This is a genomic window from Thauera mechernichensis (assembly GCF_029588855.1).
Taxonomy (GTDB): Bacteria; Pseudomonadota; Gammaproteobacteria; order Burkholderiales; family Rhodocyclaceae; genus Thauera; species Thauera mechernichensis.
Genome location: NZ_JARQZE010000012.1, coordinates 83,533 through 103,357 on the forward strand (window position 1 = coordinate 83,533; position 19,825 = coordinate 103,357).

22 protein-coding genes, 1 rRNA gene and 1 pseudogene are annotated in these 19,825 nt (G+C 64.1%); 12 read left to right on the forward strand and 12 right to left on the reverse strand.

From position 1 onward, the window contains the following. Positions 1–102: 102 nt before the first annotated feature. From P7F68_RS14965 to P7F68_RS14995, 7 genes are all read left to right on the forward strand, one after another. Complete coding sequence (locus P7F68_RS14965) at positions 103–423, forward strand: HGGxSTG domain-containing protein (protein WP_277834308.1); 321 nt, start codon at positions 103–105, stop codon at positions 421–423. A gap of 401 nt (positions 424–824) precedes the next feature. After that, positions 825–1,052, forward strand: a complete 228-nt coding sequence (locus P7F68_RS14970; protein WP_277834311.1) for an antA/AntB antirepressor family protein — start codon at positions 825–827, stop codon at positions 1,050–1,052. Between the two features lie 127 nt (positions 1,053–1,179). After that, positions 1,180–1,524 (forward strand): HGGxSTG domain-containing protein, encoded by a 345-nt coding sequence (locus tag P7F68_RS14975; RefSeq protein WP_277834313.1) that lies wholly within the window; start codon positions 1,180–1,182, stop codon positions 1,522–1,524. A gap of 340 nt (positions 1,525–1,864) precedes the next feature. Further along, positions 1,865–2,143 (forward strand): hypothetical protein, encoded by a 279-nt coding sequence (locus P7F68_RS14980; protein WP_277834315.1) that lies wholly within the window; start codon positions 1,865–1,867, stop codon positions 2,141–2,143. After that, positions 2,140–2,355, forward strand: a complete 216-nt coding sequence (locus tag P7F68_RS14985) for a hypothetical protein (RefSeq protein WP_277834317.1) — start codon at positions 2,140–2,142, stop codon at positions 2,353–2,355. The genes P7F68_RS14980 and P7F68_RS14985 overlap by 4 nt, the downstream gene beginning before the upstream one ends. Positions 2,356–2,363: 8 nt before the next feature. Further along, a complete protein-coding gene (locus P7F68_RS14990; RefSeq protein ID WP_277834318.1) occupies positions 2,364–2,681 on the forward strand; it encodes a hypothetical protein in 318 nt (105 codons plus the stop codon). Then, on the forward strand, positions 2,678–2,977 hold the full coding sequence (locus tag P7F68_RS14995) for a helix-turn-helix transcriptional regulator (RefSeq protein ID WP_277834320.1): 300 nt from the start codon (positions 2,678–2,680) through the stop codon (positions 2,975–2,977). The genes P7F68_RS14990 and P7F68_RS14995 overlap by 4 nt, the downstream gene beginning before the upstream one ends. 278 nt (positions 2,978–3,255) lie before the next feature. Here P7F68_RS14995 and P7F68_RS15000 read toward each other — a convergent pair whose 3' ends face one another. Continuing rightward, on the reverse strand, positions 3,256–3,636 hold the full coding sequence (locus tag P7F68_RS15000) for a YHYH domain-containing protein (protein ID WP_277834322.1): 381 nt from the start codon (positions 3,634–3,636) through the stop codon (positions 3,256–3,258). 137 nt (positions 3,637–3,773) lie between these two features. Here P7F68_RS15000 and P7F68_RS15005 point away from each other — a divergent pair, with 137 nt between their 5' ends. The 3 genes from P7F68_RS15005 to P7F68_RS15015 all read left to right on the forward strand — a co-directional run bounded on the left by P7F68_RS15005 (position 3,774) and on the right by P7F68_RS15015 (position 6,708). Further along, positions 3,774–4,958 carry a DUF4236 domain-containing protein gene (locus P7F68_RS15005; protein ID WP_277834324.1) on the forward strand — a complete coding sequence of 395 codons (1,185 nt, stop codon included), beginning with the start codon at positions 3,774–3,776 and terminating at the stop codon, positions 4,956–4,958. Between the two features lie 187 nt (positions 4,959–5,145). Further along, a complete protein-coding gene (locus P7F68_RS15010) occupies positions 5,146–6,102 on the forward strand; it encodes a hypothetical protein (protein ID WP_277834326.1) in 957 nt (318 codons plus the stop codon). Positions 6,103–6,111: 9 nt separating this feature from the next. Then, positions 6,112–6,708, forward strand: coding sequence for a hypothetical protein (locus P7F68_RS15015; RefSeq protein WP_277834328.1), 597 nt, complete (start codon positions 6,112–6,114; stop codon positions 6,706–6,708). A 28-nt stretch (positions 6,709–6,736) separates the two neighbouring features. Here the strand turns inward: P7F68_RS15015 and P7F68_RS15020 are convergent, their stop codons facing one another. From P7F68_RS15020 to P7F68_RS15035, 4 genes and pseudogenes are all read right to left on the reverse strand, one after another. Next, positions 6,737–6,988 carry a thermonuclease family protein gene (locus P7F68_RS15020; RefSeq protein WP_277834330.1) on the reverse strand — a complete coding sequence of 84 codons (252 nt, stop codon included), beginning with the start codon at positions 6,986–6,988 and terminating at the stop codon, positions 6,737–6,739. Between the two features lie 105 nt (positions 6,989–7,093). Then, positions 7,094–7,393 (reverse strand): hypothetical protein, encoded by a 300-nt coding sequence (locus tag P7F68_RS15025; RefSeq protein ID WP_277834332.1) that lies wholly within the window; start codon positions 7,391–7,393, stop codon positions 7,094–7,096. Next, positions 7,390–7,926, reverse strand: coding sequence for a hypothetical protein (locus P7F68_RS15030; RefSeq protein WP_277834334.1), 537 nt, complete (start codon positions 7,924–7,926; stop codon positions 7,390–7,392). Before P7F68_RS15030 ends, P7F68_RS15025 begins: the two co-directional genes overlap by 4 nt. 264 nt (positions 7,927–8,190) lie before the next feature. Next, positions 8,191–8,337 (reverse strand): annotated as a pseudogene (locus P7F68_RS15035) (helix-turn-helix domain-containing protein); the annotation flags it as partial. A gap of 309 nt (positions 8,338–8,646) precedes the next feature. On the opposite strand from P7F68_RS15035, the gene P7F68_RS15040 reads away from it, so the two are divergent. Then, complete coding sequence (locus P7F68_RS15040; RefSeq protein ID WP_002943707.1) at positions 8,647–9,306, forward strand: HAD family hydrolase; 660 nt, start codon at positions 8,647–8,649, stop codon at positions 9,304–9,306. A 15-nt stretch (positions 9,307–9,321) separates the two neighbouring features. Here the strand turns inward: P7F68_RS15040 and P7F68_RS15045 are convergent, their stop codons facing one another. The 6 genes from P7F68_RS15045 to P7F68_RS15070 all read right to left on the reverse strand — a co-directional run bounded on the left by P7F68_RS15045 (position 9,322) and on the right by P7F68_RS15070 (position 18,877). Next, the gene (locus P7F68_RS15045) at positions 9,322–10,131 is read right to left on the reverse strand and encodes a S1 family peptidase (RefSeq protein ID WP_002943710.1); all 810 of its coding nucleotides are present in this window, start codon (positions 10,129–10,131) and stop codon (positions 9,322–9,324) included. Beyond that, positions 10,128–11,030 (reverse strand): transglycosylase SLT domain-containing protein, encoded by a 903-nt coding sequence (locus P7F68_RS15050; protein WP_002927668.1) that lies wholly within the window; start codon positions 11,028–11,030, stop codon positions 10,128–10,130. The genes P7F68_RS15045 and P7F68_RS15050 overlap by 4 nt, the downstream gene beginning before the upstream one ends. A 176-nt stretch (positions 11,031–11,206) precedes the next feature. Beyond that, a complete protein-coding gene (gene prsT / locus P7F68_RS15055) occupies positions 11,207–13,990 on the reverse strand; it encodes an XrtA/PEP-CTERM system TPR-repeat protein PrsT (protein WP_277834337.1) in 2,784 nt (927 codons plus the stop codon). Positions 13,991–14,007: 17 nt separating this feature from the next. Then, complete coding sequence (prsR, locus tag P7F68_RS15060) at positions 14,008–15,372, reverse strand: PEP-CTERM-box response regulator transcription factor (protein ID WP_277834339.1); 1,365 nt, start codon at positions 15,370–15,372, stop codon at positions 14,008–14,010. Positions 15,373–15,405: 33 nt separating this feature from the next. After that, the gene (prsK, locus tag P7F68_RS15065; protein WP_277834340.1) at positions 15,406–17,448 is read right to left on the reverse strand and encodes an XrtA/PEP-CTERM system histidine kinase PrsK; all 2,043 of its coding nucleotides are present in this window, start codon (positions 17,446–17,448) and stop codon (positions 15,406–15,408) included. A gap of 46 nt (positions 17,449–17,494) precedes the next feature. Next, positions 17,495–18,877 carry a TIGR03013 family XrtA/PEP-CTERM system glycosyltransferase gene (locus P7F68_RS15070; RefSeq protein WP_002927680.1) on the reverse strand — a complete coding sequence of 461 codons (1,383 nt, stop codon included), beginning with the start codon at positions 18,875–18,877 and terminating at the stop codon, positions 17,495–17,497. 257 nt (positions 18,878–19,134) lie between these two features. Between P7F68_RS15070 and P7F68_RS15075 the strand changes: the two genes are divergently transcribed. Beyond that, positions 19,135–19,584 carry a MaoC family dehydratase gene (locus P7F68_RS15075; RefSeq protein ID WP_002927682.1) on the forward strand — a complete coding sequence of 150 codons (450 nt, stop codon included), beginning with the start codon at positions 19,135–19,137 and terminating at the stop codon, positions 19,582–19,584. A 142-nt stretch (positions 19,585–19,726) separates the two neighbouring features. Here the strand turns inward: P7F68_RS15075 and rrf are convergent. Then, positions 19,727–19,825 (reverse strand): 5S ribosomal RNA (rrf, locus tag P7F68_RS19985); the annotation flags it as partial.

Here is a 19,825-nt window from a genome sequence, read left to right on the forward strand (position 1 = left end):
GCTGCAGCTACGCAAGGAAGCGGTACGCAGTGAAGTACGCACGAACCCGATTGGTGAAATATGCGCGCGCGCGAGGAAGGAAGCAGCACGGGGGAAACAACGATGAACGCAATGCAGACTGATCCGGATCGAGAGCGCCGCCGCCGATGGAGGGAGTATCACGCCGAGCATGATCGGCTCGCAAACGAATGGCGTGAGCGCGGCTACCAGCACCCGCCGCCTGTCTATCCGCCGATGCCGCATGACCTCATCGGCCTGACCTGTGGTGCACGCACCAGGGCCGGCACGCCGTGCAAGATCACGTCCATCTATCGCAACGGGCGCTGCAAGTTGCACGGCGGATTGAGCACGGGGCCAACCAGCGCACAGGGAAAGGCACGGTCAGCGAGCAACGGAATGGCCAAGAAGAAGCGAACCCCGTGAGGGGCGAAGAAAACGCGAGGTCGGCCCATGTCGACGGCCCCTGCATATTCGCAGACGCCGGTCGACCCAGCTCAGAGCTATAACTTAGGGCTATAAGCGAATCGATCGGACAGTCGGCCGACCGTCCAACACGGAAAGGGGGGGGCTGTGATCGATGGTTACCAGCGCATGGTTACCAGGATGGTTACCGGCAAAAGCGGGCTCTCAGGCCGATGGAAAGGCCGAGCACACGGGGCCGACGCACCGCTGTATCGCCCGCGCTGTCTGCCGCCCCCGGAATCGCCCCCCAGAGGCCACCGAGGCGGCGCGGTAGCCCGAGATACTACCGGCGCATCGTTCCCCGCTCCTGCGGCCGATACGCAAGCGGGAGAGGCGACAACCGGGGACGAGACAGGGGCCGAATGAAGCACCACGAACACTGGAAGGCAGGACTCCCGCCGGTCCGACCGGGGAGCAGCGAGGCGCAAGCGTTCGTCGAGAGCAGGCAGGAGTTCGCCAACTGGATCAAGGGCCGCATCGAGAAGTACGGCTTCGCCGAGGGCGAGGATTTCACGGTTCAGAAATTTGTGAACGGTCGCGCCACGGTCGTCCCTGACGCGCGCGGGGATCCAAGGCGGTGGGTGTCCTGAAAACTGAGGACGCCCCATTCATAGCGCGCGGATCGAGGGCAGAGCGTGGAGGGGCGGATCGCGTCTGCTCCGGGTTCGTCCTCAAATTGAGGGCGGACCAGACGGACCGACACGAATTGAGTGCGGCATGTTGAAAGATGTGAAGGTTTCTGCAGCTGCAGAACGTGACCGCCGTCGGCGCTGGCGGGCGTATCACGAGGAGCACGAACGCATCGCCCGCGAGTGGGCTGAACGGGGCTACCAGTACCCGCCGCCTGTCTATCCCCAGATGCCGCGCGACCTCGTCGGCCTGACCTGCGGCGCACGAACCAGGGCGGGCACGCCGTGCAAGCTGACCGTGATCTACATGAACGGGCGCTGCAAGTTACACGGCGGACTGAGCACGGGGCCAACCAGCACCGAAGGGCGCGAGCGGTGCAGAGAGGCCGCACAGAAGCGGTGGGCGATGGTGAAGGCGCATGCCACCCCATGAGGACGCTGGAAAACCATAGTTCGCCCGGGTCGACGGCCTCTTCAGATTCGCAGACGCCCGGCACCCGACCGCTTGACCCGGCAGAATCCGGAGTGCATGATTCGTTTGCGCCGTAAACAACGGTGCGCGAGCTTGGCGGCTCGTAAATGACCAAGGCGGACGTGTCCGCCGCCCCTGGCGGATTTTTTTCGTCCATCGCATGCGCTCGTTCAATGGCTGGCGCTGCGAGGAAGCCGCAAGGCTTGCCGGTGCCTTGGTCCCGGTCCGCCAACCTCGCAGTTGCCAGCCACCCCGCTTGGCGGCGGGAGCTGGCCGATTCAATCGACCAGGAGCACGCACCATGCACACCCCCTCCACGGGCACGCCCGCCCGACCCAGCCCCACTGCCGCCGCGCGAAAGCACCTCGCGCAACACCCCACCCGCCCCCAGCACGACGACACCCTGTCGCGCCTCGAGCTCGCTGACGCCTGCCTTGCCGGCGCGATCGCCCTGACGCAGTTCAAGCCTACCGAGCGGGCCGCCGTGCTGACCCTGCTCGACGGCGCCACCGAGGGCATTGCACGCGCCCGCGCTGCACTGACCACCACCAGCAACACCGCCGACGGGAGCAAGTCATGAGCACGCGCGCCAAAACCCTGGATGTGGATGCGATCGACCTGAAGCTCGCGACGGTGTGTAGCGTCATTGATCTCGTCTTCACTCTCGACAGCACGGGCGACCTTGATTCGCTGGACCGGCACTCCCTCTGCAACGCGCTCGGCATGTCGATGACACTGATCGGCGAGGCGCGCGAACTGCTCCAAGCCCCCTTCTCAGGAGAATCAGCATGAGGCGCCCCATGTACGACACCATGTCGACGTTGTTCGAGTACGCGAAGGGCAGCATCAGCGACAAGGATATGGAAGAGTTCGCGAGCCTGACCGAGCACGCCACGGATGAAGCGCTGCGCCTTGCCCAAGTCTGCGAAGGGATCGCGTGTACCGTTGAAAGTGACGCGCGAGGCGGTCACCCCGCTGGATCGTTCCATGGCGCCGACAGCGTCTTCACGCTGCTGTGCGCCCTGGCGCATTCCTTCGACACGATTGCGGCAATGGCCCATGTCGGCGACGAGGCGACGTACCACCTGAACTGCCGGAAGAGGGGTGTTGAGCCATGAGTTCCGAGCTTGTCGATACCTTCGAGCGCGCGGCCAGCGGGGGGCGCAACGTGACCGAGCTCGCCCCCATTCTGGAGCGGCTTGCCGCCGCGCTCGAGCGCCCGCCCCTGCCGCCGGATCGCATTCTGTGGGACGCTGAGCGAGTCGGCGAATATCTCGGCGTGTCGCCTCGCACCGTGGCCGAGAAGTGGGCGCACAAGCCGGGGTTCCCCAAGGCGATCACGCTCGGCGGTGAGCGCGCGATGAAGCGCTGGAAGGCCAAGGAAGTGATGGACTGGGCCGAGAGGCAACGATGAACCCGGAACGAGACCCGCCCACGTGGCGGGTTTTTCATGGACGATCGGCGGCGCGCTACCCTCCCCCGGGACATGCACGAGGGCCAGGCCATGAGCGGTAGCCCTGCCGCCCGCGCGGAACGCGTCCACCGCCTGGTGGAATCCCTGAGCCCCGATCCTGGCAAGGCGCTGCCGCCCGTGCCCGAGCGAGCCTCAGCAGTACGCACGCGATTGGTACGCAGCCGGTACGCACGGAACGCGCGTTGGCAGAGTGGTACGCACGCGAGACCATGTTTCGCTCATCGCCGGCTAGAGCGGCACGCCGCGGCTTCCGCCTTCAGCTCGGCGATTTCGCTCATCAGCCGCATGATCGTCGCCTCCTGGCGCTCAACGATCTGGGCCAGAGCATTCGTTTCCGTTGTGCCCGCCGGTCGCGCACCAGATGCGCCCCCACTGCCTGCAAACCGCTGAGGCTGCGCGGCCGGCGAAGGCGCCAGGCGCTGCACGGGAGCGGAATTCATGGCCGGAGGCGGTGGGGAGTAGCCCGCACGGTGGCAGGGATAGTCGCCGGTCTTCCTGTTCATGTGGCAACCCTTCGCGTCGAGTCCGCCGCCGTGGCCGTACCCAAGCCCGGGCATGGCGACGGACAGCAGCAGTAGCACCTTGAGTGATCCCCTCATCTCCTGCCCCTCCTGGCTATCGGGCTGGTGGCCTGCGCGGCTATGGATGCTCGAGAGTGCCCAATGTGTGACGCGTCACCAGAGCTGCCGATTGCATAATATGATAGATTACAAGCGACTAACATAACGTCCTAGTCATGGCGCTTCGATTCCGCAAATCCGTCAAGCTCGCACCCGGCATCCGAATGAACTTCTCGGGCGGCGGTGTGAGCTGGTCCCTCGGTCCACGTGGCGCCTCAATCGGCATCGGGAAGCGCGGGACCTACCTGAACGCTGGCATTCCCGGCACGGGCCTGTCGTTCCGAGAACGGCTCGGCCCTGGCGCTACAGGCGGTAGGCGGGCCCCGGCGACGTCGAGCTCGGGCAAGGTCTCGATGAGTGTGACCGTTGGCGTTGAAGACGACGGCACAATGATTTTCAAGGACGAGGCCGGGTACCCACTCTCAAGCGAGCTCGTCGCGGTCGCGAAACGCCAGCAGGGCGATTCCCTTCGCAACCTGATGCAGTCGAAGTGCGACGAGATCAATGCGCAGGTCGGCGCGCTGCGCATGCTCCATCACTTCGCCCCGCGCCCGACCGATCACCCGGCGTATCAGCCATCCCCGTTCGACGATCCCCGCCCATCGCCGCCGCAGCGAAAGACACCGGGTTTCCTCAAGAAGCTCTTCGGCGGCGCCGACTCGGTCGAAAAGGAGAACGCCCGCGCGGAAGGAGCGTACCGAGCGGCACTGCAGGACTGGGAGCAAGCGAAGGAGGAGCACGAGAACGCCGAGCGGCGGAAGTCGATCCTTATGAGCCAGGCCGCGGCCGGGAAGGTCACGTTCATGGAGATCTTCCTCGAGCAGGCCTTGCAGGACATCGTGTGGCCGCGCGAGACGCTGGTGTCGTTCGAGATTCAGGACGGCGGCGCGCGCCTGGTGTTCGACGTCGATCTTCCCGAGATCGAAGACATGCCGACGAAGGTGGCTGGCGTGCCGCAGCGTGGCTACAAGCTATCGGTGAAGGAGCTGAGCCAGACGAAGGTTCAGCAGCTCTACGCCGAGCACGTGCACTCGATCACGTTTCGGTTGATCGCCGAGGCCTTCGCGCTGCTGCCCACCCTCTCCGAGGTGATCCTCTCCGGCTTCACGCAGCGGGCGGACCCGAGCACCGGTCACGAGACCGACCAGTACCTGCTATCCGTCCGTGTGCGCCGGGAGGAGTGGGTGCAGATCAACTTCGACGCGCTTGAGTCGGTCGATGTCGTTGAGGCGCTGGGCCGCTTCGAAAACCGCCGACTGATGACCAGAACCGGCGCCTTCAGGGCTATCGAGCCGTTCTGATGCGCCGGAGCTACCTCGCGAAGTATCCCGGCAGGGTGCACCACCACCAGCATTGATCCGAGCGCTCAGATTATGGCGATCTCTCGGGTAGCAGGCGGGTGGCCCTGATTGCTCTGGTGACCAACACGGCCAAGAAGCGGGAAAACCAACCCACTCAGCCATGAATATCAAGGATGGAGACCTTTGGATGGCCAACGAAAAAAGCCCACGTAAACTCTTCTGCAAGCGCGCTGAGATCACCCCTGCAATGGGCTCCCTCCAGAGCCGCCTAGCGACCGCGCTGGCCGGAAAGGCAATCGTTCGGGATCGAGCCGAGCCAACAAGCCCGGCCGCATTTCGTATCGTAGCGCAGCACTATCCGGTGGACGGGGGGATTGCCGGCATCTTTACAGCCTTCGAGCGCGGCGCGAGCGCGGTCTCAGTTCTCGAGGATCTCACAGCCGAGGCCCTCACCGTCGACCAGATCAAGGCCCCGCCTGGAGACGATGGCAAAGAGCGGCAATGGGTCGACGGACTGCTCTACTTCTACGTGCTTGGCGACTTGGTGATCGTGATTCAATCCGCAGCCGTGCGCGCCGGTCAGTTCGAGTCACATTTATCCTGGCTACTTGGCGCCGATGGCAGCGCCTGTTCCGTGAAGCTGGTCAACCAATATGGACGCTCGGCACTGGAGCAGCTCAGCGCATCGCATGTTAAGGATGTCAAGGTAGGCGGACCGTTGCTGCATGCAGTGCCCGCGGCGCCGACTGCCAGTTCTGCGGTAACGAGCGGACGAATCGAGGTCGGCGGTGCGATGCTCGAGGCCGTGTCGGCATTGCTCGAGGGAGAGAGTGGGCCCGGCTTCAACTGGGCTGCCGCATTGGACGGCAACATTGAAGCGTGGCTGCACGTGTCCTACAAGCGCAAGACGAACGAGGACGCTCAGCGCCTGCTCGACAGGATTGCGTTGAACCTGCGAAACGCGGAGGACCTCGAAACCGTCATCACCCTGAACAACGGCCAGACGATTGCGGCGGGCGAGCTCAAACTCTCGAAGAACTGCAGGATCGAATCCAGGGAGGGCGTCTTGTTGGCCGACAAGGCCTTCTCGGCGATGTCCACGTGGCTGAAAGAGTTGGTGGAAAGCAGACAGATCCCCGTATAAGCTGAAGACATGAAGACCATGCTCAATCCGGCGAGACGTGTTGCTCAAGCGGGCCTGATGCTGCTCGGAGCGCTCGCGGGTTGGGCTTTGTTTCTCTGGGCGCCCTATCACCTGATCGGTGCGATTTCCAAGACCTCTGCCGTGTTCATCGGAACGGTATGGGTGACGGTGATGGCCTTCGCCCTGAAGGTTACGGATGTGACCGAGGCACCAAACCTATCGCCGACTGAGCATCGGGATCTCGAGGCGAAGGCACGTAAGGCAGTGAAGACTGTGTGGCTGTACGCAGCAGGTAATGTGCTGGCGGCAATCCTGACGCTCGTGCCATCGGTCCTTGTCGAGGCCAAGATGCCAATTTATGCGCTTACGGTCGCAATGGCAGGCGCTGCCGTTGGTTTTTCGACCCACTCGGTCTTGGCTCACGCGTACTGGCAAGAGGAGCTCAGGCGCTTCCGCTCTTCACTGCGGGAACGCGAGCGCATCGCCAAGGCGGAAGAGGCATTGATGGAGTCTGTGAGGTCGACCGGTATCGGAGACGATGTGCAGCGCCAGATAGTCTCGAAGAACCGTTCTATCGAATGGCCGGCGAGCGGCTCGAAGCATTGACCCAGCAGCGCCCGGTCTTCCTTCGTCGCTACCCTCGCTGCCGGCGCCAGTCCCACGGTGCGACCGGATACCGATCGACCCATAGACCGCGCCCGGCGCTGCGCGCCTCATCCTGCAGGCGATACAACGTCTTGTCCTTCGCGTAGCGGTCATACCCCCACGCCATGCCGCGGCGCACCTGGGCGGCGTTCGCATCCACGCCCGCGCAGGACACCCGGCCCACGATGCGCTTGTAGCGGTCGAGTCTGCCGCCCGATATCGGCACGCGGTCCAGACTCACCCGGCGGATGCCGCTATTGCGAACGTAGCGAGCATGCGTCGCACATGCCTGGTGGTCTGCGAGTTACCGTTCAAGCGGATTAAAGGGTGATCGGCGCTAGTCGACTCAGGGGGACCGATCAATCTCGTCGTGATTGGCCACGCGGCGAAGAAAGGCAGACGTGCCATCGATCTCCATCGAGATCTTGTAGTTGCCAGTGACGTGCACGGTGTAAATGTCCGGAGCTGAATGGCCCTTGAGCTTCTCGAATGCGAGCCCCGCCGGACGTAAGGGGCGCGCAAGATCCTGGAGCTTTGCGTCGACCAAGTCACGCAGATCGAGGCTAAGCTTGTCGTAATCCTTATGGAAACGTCTCGACTTCCGCCAATGTGTGATTACGACGCCGCCCGCCCCGGTGACCGTCATGCGTTGCGCAGGCTCTCGATCAAGGCTTCAGCCGTGGCGAAAGCTTCCCCGCTGCGTGGCTCGGCCGCCAAGTCGTGACGAATGATAGCGGCGCGCATCTGCATGCAGGACTCCGCAAGTTCCGCAACGGCCTCGATCGCTTGCTCGTAGGCGTCGTGCAGGGATTCGCAGTGGTGGCCCTTGAGCCGCCCATCCTTGTCGATGCTCGCGCGCTTGCGCACTAGGCTGGTGAGCTGATCCTTCAGGCTGCTGGCAGCATGGCCAAGGGCGTCCACCGCTTCGTCGTTCGCGTCAATGTAACGCCCCTCGATGCACTCGGCCGTCGCAACCTCTTCGCAGATCGACGCGATCATGCGGTTAAAGCCGTTCATTACGCCCGCCAGGCCCACCAATGCGTCGACCGTTCCGTCGACGGCGTCGATGAGGTTGATGCTCGCCGCTTCGGTCGATCGAGCCACGCCGACGAGGCGGGCTCCCGCTTCGTTGTTGCGTGACATAGCGATGCTCATGATGTTCTCCGTATTGACGAACAAAAAGCCGCTTGGGATGGCGGCTTAAGTTGGACGACCAAAGATTAACACCGTTCAGCGCACTCGGCTGTGGATAACCTATTGCATCTGGCTATGAGGAGGTATTTTGATGCATGCGGCTCATTTCGACGCTGCAGTCCCCGGGCTCTAGTTGCCCCCGGCTTGGGCGGCCTTGGTTTTTTTCTTCGGCTTCCCGGACGCACGCAGCTCGTCGAAGATCGCTGCGGCCTTAGCATCGGTGTTGAAAGCGATGTTCAGGAGCACTTAGACGGGGTTCGGGATGTCGCGACTGGACTCGTACCGGCTGCCGCCGCTCTGAGTCGTCTGGAAGGGAGTCCAGAACTCGGACTGGTTGAGGTGCAGCTTGCGACGCAGTTCGCGGACCTCGGCGCCGGCGTAAATCTTGAGCTTCATGACGGGCTTTCGATGCTCCAAAGGCATATTCTAGCCCGGCCGATCTCTGCAGCCACGCCTAGACGGATGTCACCTTGTTGTATCATCGCCGCAGGTTGAGGCCGATGTGTCTTCCCCCGAAAATTGGCCAGACTCACATTGATGACGGTATTTTTGACGGTATCGAGAAAGAGCCAGAGAGCAGAACCCTATAAACATTGGCCCCTCACCTGCTTTTCGATTCCTGGTGACGGACCAATTCGACAATTCAACCCCTCCGCGCTGCACGGCTGCGGCACGCCGTGCGCGGCACATTGGTCTCCGGCCTGCATGCTCCGTTACCCGCACGTGCTGTTCGACCTCGACGGCACCCTGATCGATTCAGCCCCTGCCATCCTCGCCAGCTACCGCGAAGCGTTTGTGGCTGCGGCTTGCGAGCCCGTGATGCCGATCGACGCCGGCATCGTCGGTCCGCCGCTGCTCGAGACCCTGCAGATGCTGACGGGCAGCAAGGACAGCGCACTGCTCGACACCCTCGCCGGGCACTTCAAGGCCAGCTACGACAACACGGGATACCGCCAGACGGCGGCCTACGGCGGGGTGACGGAAATGCTCGAGCGCCTGACGGCGGCAGGCTGTACGCTGTCGATCGCCACCAACAAGCGCCTGCACCCGACACGGCTGATTCTCGACCACCTGGGCTGGAGCCGTCATTTCGCTGCCGTGTATGCCCTGGACGCATTCGAGCCACGCCTGCCAAACAAGGCCGCCATGATCGCGCGCCTGATGCAGGACCGTGCGATTCCCCGCGACCAGGCGGTCTACGTGGGCGACCGCAGCGAGGACGGCGAGTCTGCAGACGCCAATGGCCTGCCCTTCCTGGCCGCCACCTGGGGCTACGGCAGCCTGGAGGCCGGCGAGATGGCGCCGCACTGGCGTGCAGTGTCCACCCCTGCGGCGCTGGCCGAGGACATCCTCGCACCGGCCTGAACGCCAGGCTTCCGCCTACCTCACCTCGCCGAGCAGGCGGTGCAGATGCTCGACGGGAATCGCGTAACTGATGCCCGAGGGGTCGGACAACACGCTCTCCTTCGTACCCTTGACGAACACCATGTTGAGCACGCCCAGCACGGCGCCGCTTGCCGGATCGTACAGGGGGCTGCCGCTGTTGCCTGGATAGGCGGTGGCGTCGAGCTGGTAGACACGAAAGACGTCGTTTGCGAGGCGGCGAACCAGGGCGGGATTGAGGTCGCGGGCATTGGCCTGCGGAATGCCGATCGGCGTGATCGCGGAGACGATGCCACGGTGCGTGACCGGCGTCATGCCGAGCACGTTGCCGATCGGAAAGCCGGTAAAGGCGATTTCCTGCCCTTCGCGTACGCCGCCACTGGCAGCCAGGCGCAGAGCGGGTAAGGCCGGCCCTGCGCCGAGCTTGAGTACGGCAAGGTCACGACCGCGATCGGTCGCGGCGACGCTGGCCGTGCGCACGGTGCCGGTCTGCCCGTCCCCCGGCAGCACGATGACGAGGGCCTCCATGTTGGCCGTATCGAGACGCTCGGGCAGGACGTGCGCATTGGTGGCGACGAGTTGCCCATCGCCAACGACGAAACCCGTGCCGCGAAACTGGAAAGCCGGGCTGCGGGTACGCTGGTAGGTGCCCACCGCCACGATCGAGGGCTTGATACGCGGCACCGTGGCGACGAGATCGGCACGTGCGCCCGTCGGCAGGAACAGCGCCCCAGGCAGGGCTAGCGCGGCCGCCAGCAGGCGGCGACGGGTCGGATCGTACCGCGGTGACGGGCGGCGCGCGCTCATGAGTCGTGATCCTCCTGGCTCGCCAGGCGCAGGGTCTTGAGGCGCGGACTGGGCGCAACCACGCGACTGTCGTACGGATGCCGCCCCTGCCCGACATGGCGCAGGATACGCTCGACATAGGCCTGCGTTTCCCGGTACGGCGGCACGCCGCGAAAACGGTCCACCGCTCCCTCGCCCGCGTTGTAGCCGGCCGCAGCCAGTGCAACATCGCCCTCGAAGTAGGCGAGCAACCAGCGCAGGTAGGCAAGTCCCCCGCGAATGTTCTGCTCGGGATCATAGGGCTTGGTGACCTTGAAGCGCGCTGCCGTCTCCGGGATGAGTTGCATGACCCCCATGGCGTTCTTGGGTGACAGGGCTTGCGGGTTCAGTGCCGACTCGGTGAGCGCGATCGCAAGCGCCAGTTGCGGCTGAATGCCGTAGCTGGGCGCCAGTGTAATGAGCAGGCGGGCAACCTCCTGCCGCTCCGCAGGCAGGCGCGCCACGAGCGCCTCGACCGGCCAGCGCGGCGGCATGATCTCGGCCGGCGTATGCAGGCAGCTCGGCACATCGCCCGCCGCCTCACCGGTGAAGCGCAACATGCGCTCGGCGTGCGCATGTCCGAGCTTGGCAGCCATTGCGAACAGGGTGCTCGCATAGGCGTCGTTGCGCTCCACGCCGCGCCCGTTGGCGTACATCCAGCCAAGGGCGTACATACCTTCGGCATCACCGAGTCGAGCCGACTCGCAGTACAGCCGCGCTGCATAGACCTGATCGCGGGGCACGCCCTCGCCATGCTCGTAACCCAGCGCCTCCTCGGCGAGGTAGCGCGCCTGCTGCGCGAACGCCGCCGCGACGACATCGCTGCTCACCGCGCCAACAGGCGCCGTACCGACACCGGCGAGGCAAACCCCCACAAGCATACGGTGCAGGCGTGCGCGCCACTCACCGTCACTGCGGCATGTGGAGGACCTGCGTGTGAGACCGAATGCGCTATCGACCATGATTCATGTATGGCAGATCTCTGTCATCGACGCCAGCCGGATACGCACGTCTGGCGAAGCGCACGCTCGCCGCGCCCACAACCCCGTACCTGCGCTCACAGCGACTTCCGCAGCTCGCTGGCCTCAGCGTGAATCGGCGTCCCATCCTTGAGGCGTGGCAGGAGGGCATCGAGCTGGCTGCGCGCATCATTCGCACGCCCGGCCTTGACGTAGGCGCGGGCAAGGTTGAGATGCAGCGGCAGCAGATCCGGCCCCAGCTTCACCGCGCGCTCGAGATTGGTCACCCCGGCATCGAAGTCTCCGCGCTCGACCTGGATCATGCCCACGGTGTCGATGATCGCAGGGTTGTCCGGCGCCAGGCGCAAAGCCTGCTCGGCGTACTCGAACGCCTTCGGATCCTTGACCTGGCTGGCAGTCCACGCGAGGTTGTTGAGGATGAGCGCGTTCTGCGGCGCCATCTCGTGCATGCGCGCGAAGAGGTCGTGGGCGTCACGATGCCTGCCATCGACGAGCGCCCGCTCGGCAAGGTATCCGCGCACGGCGATGTCGGTGGGGTTCTTCTGCAACCAGTCTGCCGCCAGGCGGTCAGCCTCGGCCTTGCGCTCGGCAAGCAACAACACGGTATGTAGCCTGCTGACCACCTGGGCGCCGCCGTTGCGCTCCAGCGCCTTGCGGAAAGCGGCCTCCGCGGCCTTCCAGTCGCGCCCGACACCATGGATTTCGGCTTCGAAGAAGTACCCGATGGGTGCATCGGGCTGACCAGCCTGGATGTCACGGGCAATACGCAGCGCCTCAGCGGCGTCGCCGCGCGCCATCACAGCGGCGATCAGACGCTGCTGGATGTCAACCGCGGCGGGCGCGATGGAGAGTGCGCGGCGCAACGACTGCTCCGCCGCCGTCTTGTCGCCCAGCATGGTGTAGACCTCGGCAAGGAACAAGTGCGGCTGCGGCGAACGCGGCATCAGACCCGCTAGCCGGTTGAGCGAGGAGATACCCTGCTGGCTGTCACCCGCAGCGACCTGCGCCCGGGCAAGGGCTTCGACCGCACGCACCTCGTCAGGGTGCGCGGCGGCCAGCTTCTGCGCAACCTGCAGCGCACGCGGGAATTCGCGCTGCTGCAGGTGATGTGACACCAGGGCGAGATTAGCCGCTACACCGCCCGGTGCGGCACCGTCGGCGCGCTCCAGGGTGGCAAGTACTTCCGCAGCAGCTGCGCCGGTGGCGCGCTGCAGTTCGGCCAAGGCAAGGTGTGCTTCCACGTTTCGCGGATCGCGCTGGATGACCGCCCTGATCCGTGCCAAAGCGCCCTCCGGCTGACGCTCTGCGAGATCCAGACGCGCAAGGTTGACCGCTGCAGCAAGATAACCCGGCTGCAGCGCGAGCGCCTTTTCGAACGCGGCACGTGCCGCGGGAACGTCGCGCTTCGCGAGCATCAGGCCACCGCGCAGGTTGTGCACCAGCGGGTTGTCGGGCTGCTTCTGCTCGAGTTGCAGCTGCGCCTCGAGGGCCTTGTCCGCCTCCCCCCTGCGCAGATGCGCCACGACAAGGGCAAGGTCGGCCTGAATCGCGGCCTGGTCCATCTGTGCGGCGGACTCCAGGTCGGCAAACGCGGCATCGGCATCGCCGCTGGCCATGCGTGCCACCCCCAGGCGCAAGCGCGCGCGGGCATCCTCCGGGGCAGCCTCGGCCGCCTTGGCGAAATACTCCTCGGCACGCTGGTAGTCGTTGTTGGCAATGAACACCTGCCCCGCCAGCGCCAGTACGCGGGGGCTCGGATCGGGCATCTGCAGCATGGGCTGGAGCAATTCGAGCGCGCGCGTCGCGTCGCCGGTGGCGAGATGCGACGCGATGAGCATCTGCCTCGCCATCAGCTGTCCGGGCGCGCGCTCCAGCACTCGCCCGAGATGTGTGCGCCCGAGCACATGCTCGTTCATGCGCACCATCACCGTGCCGGCGAGGAGCTCAGCGGGAAGATAGTTCGGCGCCTGCTTGAGGACCTGCATCAGGCCATCGCGCGCTTCGCTCAGGCGCTCGGCGCGGTAATCCATGAAGGCACGCAGGTAGCGCGTGGTCGGATGGGCAGCCGCAACCGATTGCATGGCGGCCAGTGCCCGCTCGGCTTCTTCGAACTGTCCCTTGCGCATCAGCAGAGAGACGTGATTGAAGTGATAGTGGACGGTCCCGGGCGAGGCCTTGAGTGCAGCCTGCAGCGCCTGCACCGCCGCATCAAGGTCTCCCTTGCTGACGAGAATGTCGCTCAGCACTGCATGTGCCTCTGCATGCGCCTCGGCACGGGCGATCGCATCCCTGGCCTGAGCCTCCGCAGCATCGAGTTCGCCCTTGACCAACAGGGCACGAGCCAGCCCGACGCGGGCATCGGCCTGGGCCGGATCGGCCGCGATCGCATCGCGGTAGGCCTTGAGCGCCTTGTCGACATCGCCCTTGCCAAAGTGGGCGTCGCCAAGCGCGCCAAACACTACAGCCTGCGCTCTTGCGTCGGGCAGGCGGGTGCCTTCGAACTCCTTGAGCACCGCGTCGAACTCGCCGGCGCGGACCATCGCCTGCAGCAATAGCGGAATGACCTCCTCGCGCGCATGCCCCAGCTCGCTGGCACGGCGCAACTCCTTGACGGCACCTGGAATCTCGCCCTGCTGGAGATTGATCTTGCCCAGCAGGAAACGCGCCTCGGTCAGGCTGCCATCTTCCTGCAGCGCATTCTTGAGCTGGATGCTGGCCGCGGTGAGGTCGTTCTTTGCGATGTAGTCCTTGGCCGACCCGAGCATCTCCTCGGCACTGGCGCCGCAGCCCGTCAACAGGGCGGACACCAGCGCGGTCACCGCCAGCCCACCCGCAGCACGGGACCAGCTGCTACGAGGCATCGAGTGGTTTTCTTGACTCACGAACCATTCTCCTTCTTGAGGCCGAAGCGGCCCAGCAGATCATAGAGCGAGGGCCGGCTCACGCCGAGTATCTCGGCTGCGCGGGCAACATTGCCGTTCGTGCGTGCCATCACCTTGAGCACGGCACCGCGCTCGGCCTCATCGCGAACCTGGCGCAGGTTGAGGTGCTCGAGACTTTCGTCGGGCGTCTGCAGTCCGAGGTCGGCTGCGGTGATGCAGTCGCCCTCGGCCATGATGACGGCGCGCTTCATGCAGTTCTCGAGCTCGCGCACGTTGCCGGGCCAGCGATGCGCCTCGATCGCCGACAACGCATCATCGGCAAGTACGAGCGAACGCCGTGCATTATCACGCGCAAAACGTTGCGCGAATGCGTGCGCAAGCAAGGTCGCGTCACCCTCGCGCTCACGCAACGCGGGAATCTCCACGACGATCTCGGCCAACCTGTAGTAGAGATCCTCGCGGAATACACCGGCGTGGATCTGCGCCTTCAGGTCACGGTGCGTTGCACATACGATGCGCACGTCGACCGGTATCTCCTCGCGCCCACCGATGCGCTCGATGCAGCGCTCCTGCAGGAAGCGCAGCAGCTTGGCCTGCAGAGGAAGCGGCAGATCGCCGATCTCGTCGAGGAAGAGCGTGCCACGGTGAGCGGTCTCGATCTTGCCCTGGGTCTGCTTGACCGCACCGGTGAAGGCCCCCTTCTCGTAACCGAAAAGCTCGCTCTCGAGCAGAGCGTCGGGGATGGCGGCACAGTTGATCGCCACGAAACGCTCGTTGGCGCGCGGCGACAGTGCATGCAGGCCGCGCGCAAGGATCTCCTTGCCCGTCCCGCTTTCTCCAAGCAGGGCCACCGTCACCGAGGCCGAGGCCAGCTTCTCGATCGTTCGGCAGATCTTGAGCATCGCCGGGTCGCGCGTAAGCAGACCGGACAGGGGCCCCGCCTGCAGCGCAGACAGGCGCGCATTTTCCATCTGCAGGTCGTGCATGCGGAAAGCGCGATCGATGGTGAGGATCAGCAGTTCGGGCTCGAAGGGCTTCGCAAAGAAATCGTAGGCCCCCATTCCTACCGCCTTCACCGCATTCTCACGGTCATGCTGGCCGGTGAGCACGATGACTTTGGTATCGGGCGCAAGCGTGAGGATCTCTCGCAACAGCCTGAAGCCTTCAGTGACATCATCGGGCGCGGGCGGCAGGCCAAGGTCCATCGTGACGACCGCAGGCTCATGCTTGCGCAGTTGCGCAATCGCACTCTCACGATCACCGGCCACAACCGTGTCACAAGCGTCGAGCGCCCAGCGCATCTGTTTCTGCAGCGCCGGGTCGTCCTCGACGATCAAAAGCGTTCGCTGCTTGTCTGACATGGGATTCCGTTACTCCTGCCCCCGATACCGGGATCACTGGCCGCGCTGATTGCGCGGCAGGGTTATCGTCACACGCGTCCCCTTGCCCACTTCGCTCTCGAAACGGACTTGACCACCAATCTCACCGAGATACTGGCGTGTCTCGAACACACCGATCCCCATGCCGCTCGTCTTGGTCGTCTGAAAGGGTCGCGACAATCGCTCGCGAAGAAAGTCCGCGGTCATGCCACAACCGCTGTCCTCTACCACAACCTGCAGCGCATCGCCGGCCTCGGTTACGGTCACGGCCACCTTACCATCCTCATCCGTGGCATCCAGTGCATTTTGCACGACATGCCCAATGATTCGCTCCAGCCGCTGCGGATGCGCGTTGACCTCGAGCGGCGCTGCCGCTTCGAGCCGCAGTTCGACCGCTGGCCGCAGTGCCCGCCTCGAATGACAGACCGCCTCGAGGAGCGTGACAAGCTCGACTGGCCGCGGGGGATCGATCGAGCGCTTCTCCTGGAGTTGTGTCATCAGCCCGCGCATGCGCGCCTCAACATGGGCAACGGTTTCGAGCATGTCCTGCTGGAACTCCGGGTTGTCTCGATGCCGCTCGGCGTTGCGCAACATCAGCGAGAGCTGCGCAACGAGGTTCTTCAGATCGTGCACGACAAAGGCCGACATGCGATTGAAGGAATCGAACTTGCGCGCCTCCAGTAGCGCCTCGGCGGCGAGCATCCGCTCGAGATAGCCCGCAGCTTGTCGCTGTGCGGTCTTCAGCAGGTCCAGCACCTCCCAGTCGATCTCGAACGGCGTGCGCGGCGAGCCAAGCACGACGAAGCCGATGAGCTTGTCCGAAGCCTTGAGGGGAATCACCAGCCACGCGTCACCAAGATCGGACAAGCCAGAGGGCAGCACCAGGCCCTCGTAGTGCCCCGGCCGCGCACGGAACTCCGCCAGGTTGATGACCCATTCGCGCTCATCCAGGAAGCGGACAAAAACGGAATCCTGCGCCTCGACCCAGTCGGACGCGGGCTGATTGAGGCGCGAATGCATTGCAAAGTTGCCAAACGCGTCGCGCAACCAGAGCCCCCCTCCCGGACTCTCGACGAGGTCACACAGCGCCTTGACCACCGATTGTCCAAGGTCGAGCCCCGAGTCGCTCGATGACAGCGCCTGGGTGAAGCGCAGCCACTCATTGCGGTAGTCGTAGCGGTACGAGAACAGGTGCTTGCTGATCAGGACGCGCAAGCGTGCTCGCAAGCTGCCCGAGAACAACAGAGCGCCAAGCAGGACCATGCCGGCGAACAGCAGGGTCATCTGCAGCGCCCGGCCCCAATCACCGCCGAAGTAGCGCACGTAGTACGCTGCCCCCGCGATGACCAGCAGATAGACCCCGGCTCCAGCCAGCGCTGTCGAGTGGAAGACCACCTCGCGCGAAACGGACATCCTGAGCGTCCACGACGGACTGCGGATACCCGCAAGCACGATCAGCGGAATGAGCAAGGCATGTACGAGACCGCGAACCGCCCAGACGTCGAAATCGATTCGCGAGAACAGGAACGCGTCGGCGAAAAGATAAAGGTCAAAGATGTACCCTGCCGCCAATGCCAGACAAAGCGGCTTGATACCCCACCGCGAGTTGGCCGGAAGCCCCCGGTACAGCTGCTCGACCAGCATTAGACCAATAACCGCGTGCGCGAGCCAGGCCACCAAGGCCGGCTGTACGGGCAACGCTGCGCGATCGACGACAGCCTCGGTCGCGAGCGCGGCGAACTGGGCCAGCAGCACGGCAAGCGCGAGCAGCGCCGGCCAGCGCAGACGCCGCCCCCACAATGGCAGGGAAAGAATGATCAGGAATGCAAACCAGGCACCACCACGCAGCACGTCGAGCAATGCAGCCGCGAGCAAGCCCGCCACGCCCTCGCCGGCAACATTGAACGACGACGCGATCGCCCAAGCACTGGACAGCACGACCGCGGCGAGCAATACACCGCCAGGCAACCCTCCCCGCCAAGCGACGAAGATATACAGCGCAAAAAGCAGATAGGCGGCACCGGCAATTCCGTAGCCCCACGTCGCGATCTCACCCAAGATCAGGCCTCCTCACCTGCCCCGGGCCGGCGCTGAACGGCTGCACTCAGTGCGCACCCTCGCCCGTCAGCACGACGCGCACGGTCTCGAACAACACCAAGGTGTCGAGGATGAGCGTGTGATTCTTCACGTAGTACAGGTCGTACTGCAGCTTTTCGGCCGAGTCATCAACGGACGCACCATACTGATAGCGCACCTGCGCCCAACCGGTCACGCCCGGCTTGACGCAATGCCGAACCGCGTAGAACGGAATCTGCTGAGTAAGCTGATCAACGAAGTAGGGACGCTCGGGGCGCGGCCCCACCAGACTCATGTCACCGACAAGCACATTGAAGAGCTGCGGCAACTCGTCGATGCGAAGCTTGCGGATCACCCGACCCACGCGGGTCACGCGATCATCGTTCGAACTCGCCCAACGAGGCTTGCCATCACGCTCCGCATCGCGGCGCATGCTACGGAACTTGATCACACGGAATGGCTTTCCGCCCAGCCCCACGCGCTCCTGGCCATAGAACACTGGCGCACCATCCTCAAGCAGGATCAATATCGCAGTGATGATCATCACTGGCAGGGCCAGAATCAGGAGAAGCGAACCAACCACAAGGTCGAACACCCGCTTGATGAAGGTCCGCGCCCACCCCTGACGAAAGCCATCACCGTAGATCAGCCAACTCGCACGCAGCGAATCCAGCCGAATCTGACCGAGCGAGCGCTCAAAAAAAGTGGACAGATCCAGGATCCGGATACCACCAAGCTTGCAATCGAGCAGTTCGCGCAGGGATAGAACCCCACCTCGCCGCTCGCGCACAGCGACGATCACCTCGTCTACACGGAGCTTGCCAGCAACGTCAAGCAGGCTACCCGGAGGCAAAACCTGACGTGGCTCGACCTCGACACGCTCCTGCCCACCCACAGGAAGGAACCCCACGACATCCACGCTGCGCTGCAAAGGCCGCGTCAGATCCCTGTACACAGCCAGGGCATCCCGTCCGGTCCCCACGATCAGGACACGGGGCACGAAGAAACCTGCAGCCTGGCGCTGATTGACCACCACCCTGAGCATCAGCAGCGAGCACAACAAGACAAGGATGCTCACCTGCATCGGGTGCGGCGCGATCTCCGGCCAGGGCATCAGGCCAAACGTCACGTACGCCACCGGCACACTGACGACGAGGGAGAGTGCCACGCGCGCAAACGCCTGCCTGCGGCAACGCTGATACACAGGCCGGTACAAGCCCATCGCGGCATTGAGACCGATCATGGATGCCGCGAACACCAGCGCGGCAGGCACCCACGCCGCCCAGTCAAGGGCGCCGGGCGCAGCCTGGAAGGCAACAGCCCCCAGCACCACGATGAACAACAGCGCAGCATCGAACAAGACCTGATGCAGCGTATGCGTTGGTAGGTAATGGCTGAAGATCTTCAGCATGGAGAACCTCTGCGTCCGTGGTCGTGTTCGTCGGCTAGACCTTCCGGTCTGCCAGGTCGCCACCAAGATAGCTGATCGACCCATGCACGCCTATTAAATCGATCACGCTCATCGACCAAGAGTCGAAGTTAAAAAATCAGTCGAAACAACAGATTCGAGAAAAACCGCAGATCGACACATCCCGCGAGCATTGATTTTAGCATGTGGAGACGGTAGCTTTCCGAGGCTAGACCCCTCACCCACCCCAGGAGAAAAACATGAGCAGCACGGCCCGCGATTTCGCTGAAGTTTATGGATATCGATTCGAAGACCTCACCGTTGGCATGAACGCCGCAGTCTCACGCACCGTCAGCGAAGCGGACATCCTGCTGTTCGCTGGCGTTTCGGGTGACACCAACCCCGTACACCTGGACGAAGAGTTCGCTGCCAGCACGATGTTTGGCGGACGCATCGCGCACGGCATGCTCTCCGCAGGCTTGATCTCCGCCGTCTTCGGAACCCGCCTGCCCGGTCCCGGCTGCATCTACCTTTCCCAGAACCTCAAGTTCAAGGCACCGGTCAAGGTCGGTGATACGGTCGTTGCGCGTGTTACGGTGAAGGAGCTGAAAGTCGAAAAGCGCCGCGCCGTTTTCTCGACGGTTTGCACTGTGCGAGGGGCAGTCGTTCTCGACGGCGAAGCGGAGCTGCTCGTACCAGCACGCGACTGACTCATCCCCCACTACGCGCCCGACCGAACGTCAGCCTTGCCGCGTTTTCGAGCGCGCTGTGGGCGGCGTTCATGTTTTTGGGGCGCGTTGACGCGCCAAAGCCCTGCTTTCTTCTGAGAGCAGGGCTTTGTTTTGTGGGTTAGTCTGACGATGACCTACTTTCACGAGGGCGGACCTCACTATCATCGGCGCATGTGCGTTTCACGGTCCTGTTCGGGAAGGGAAGGGGTGGTTCCACACA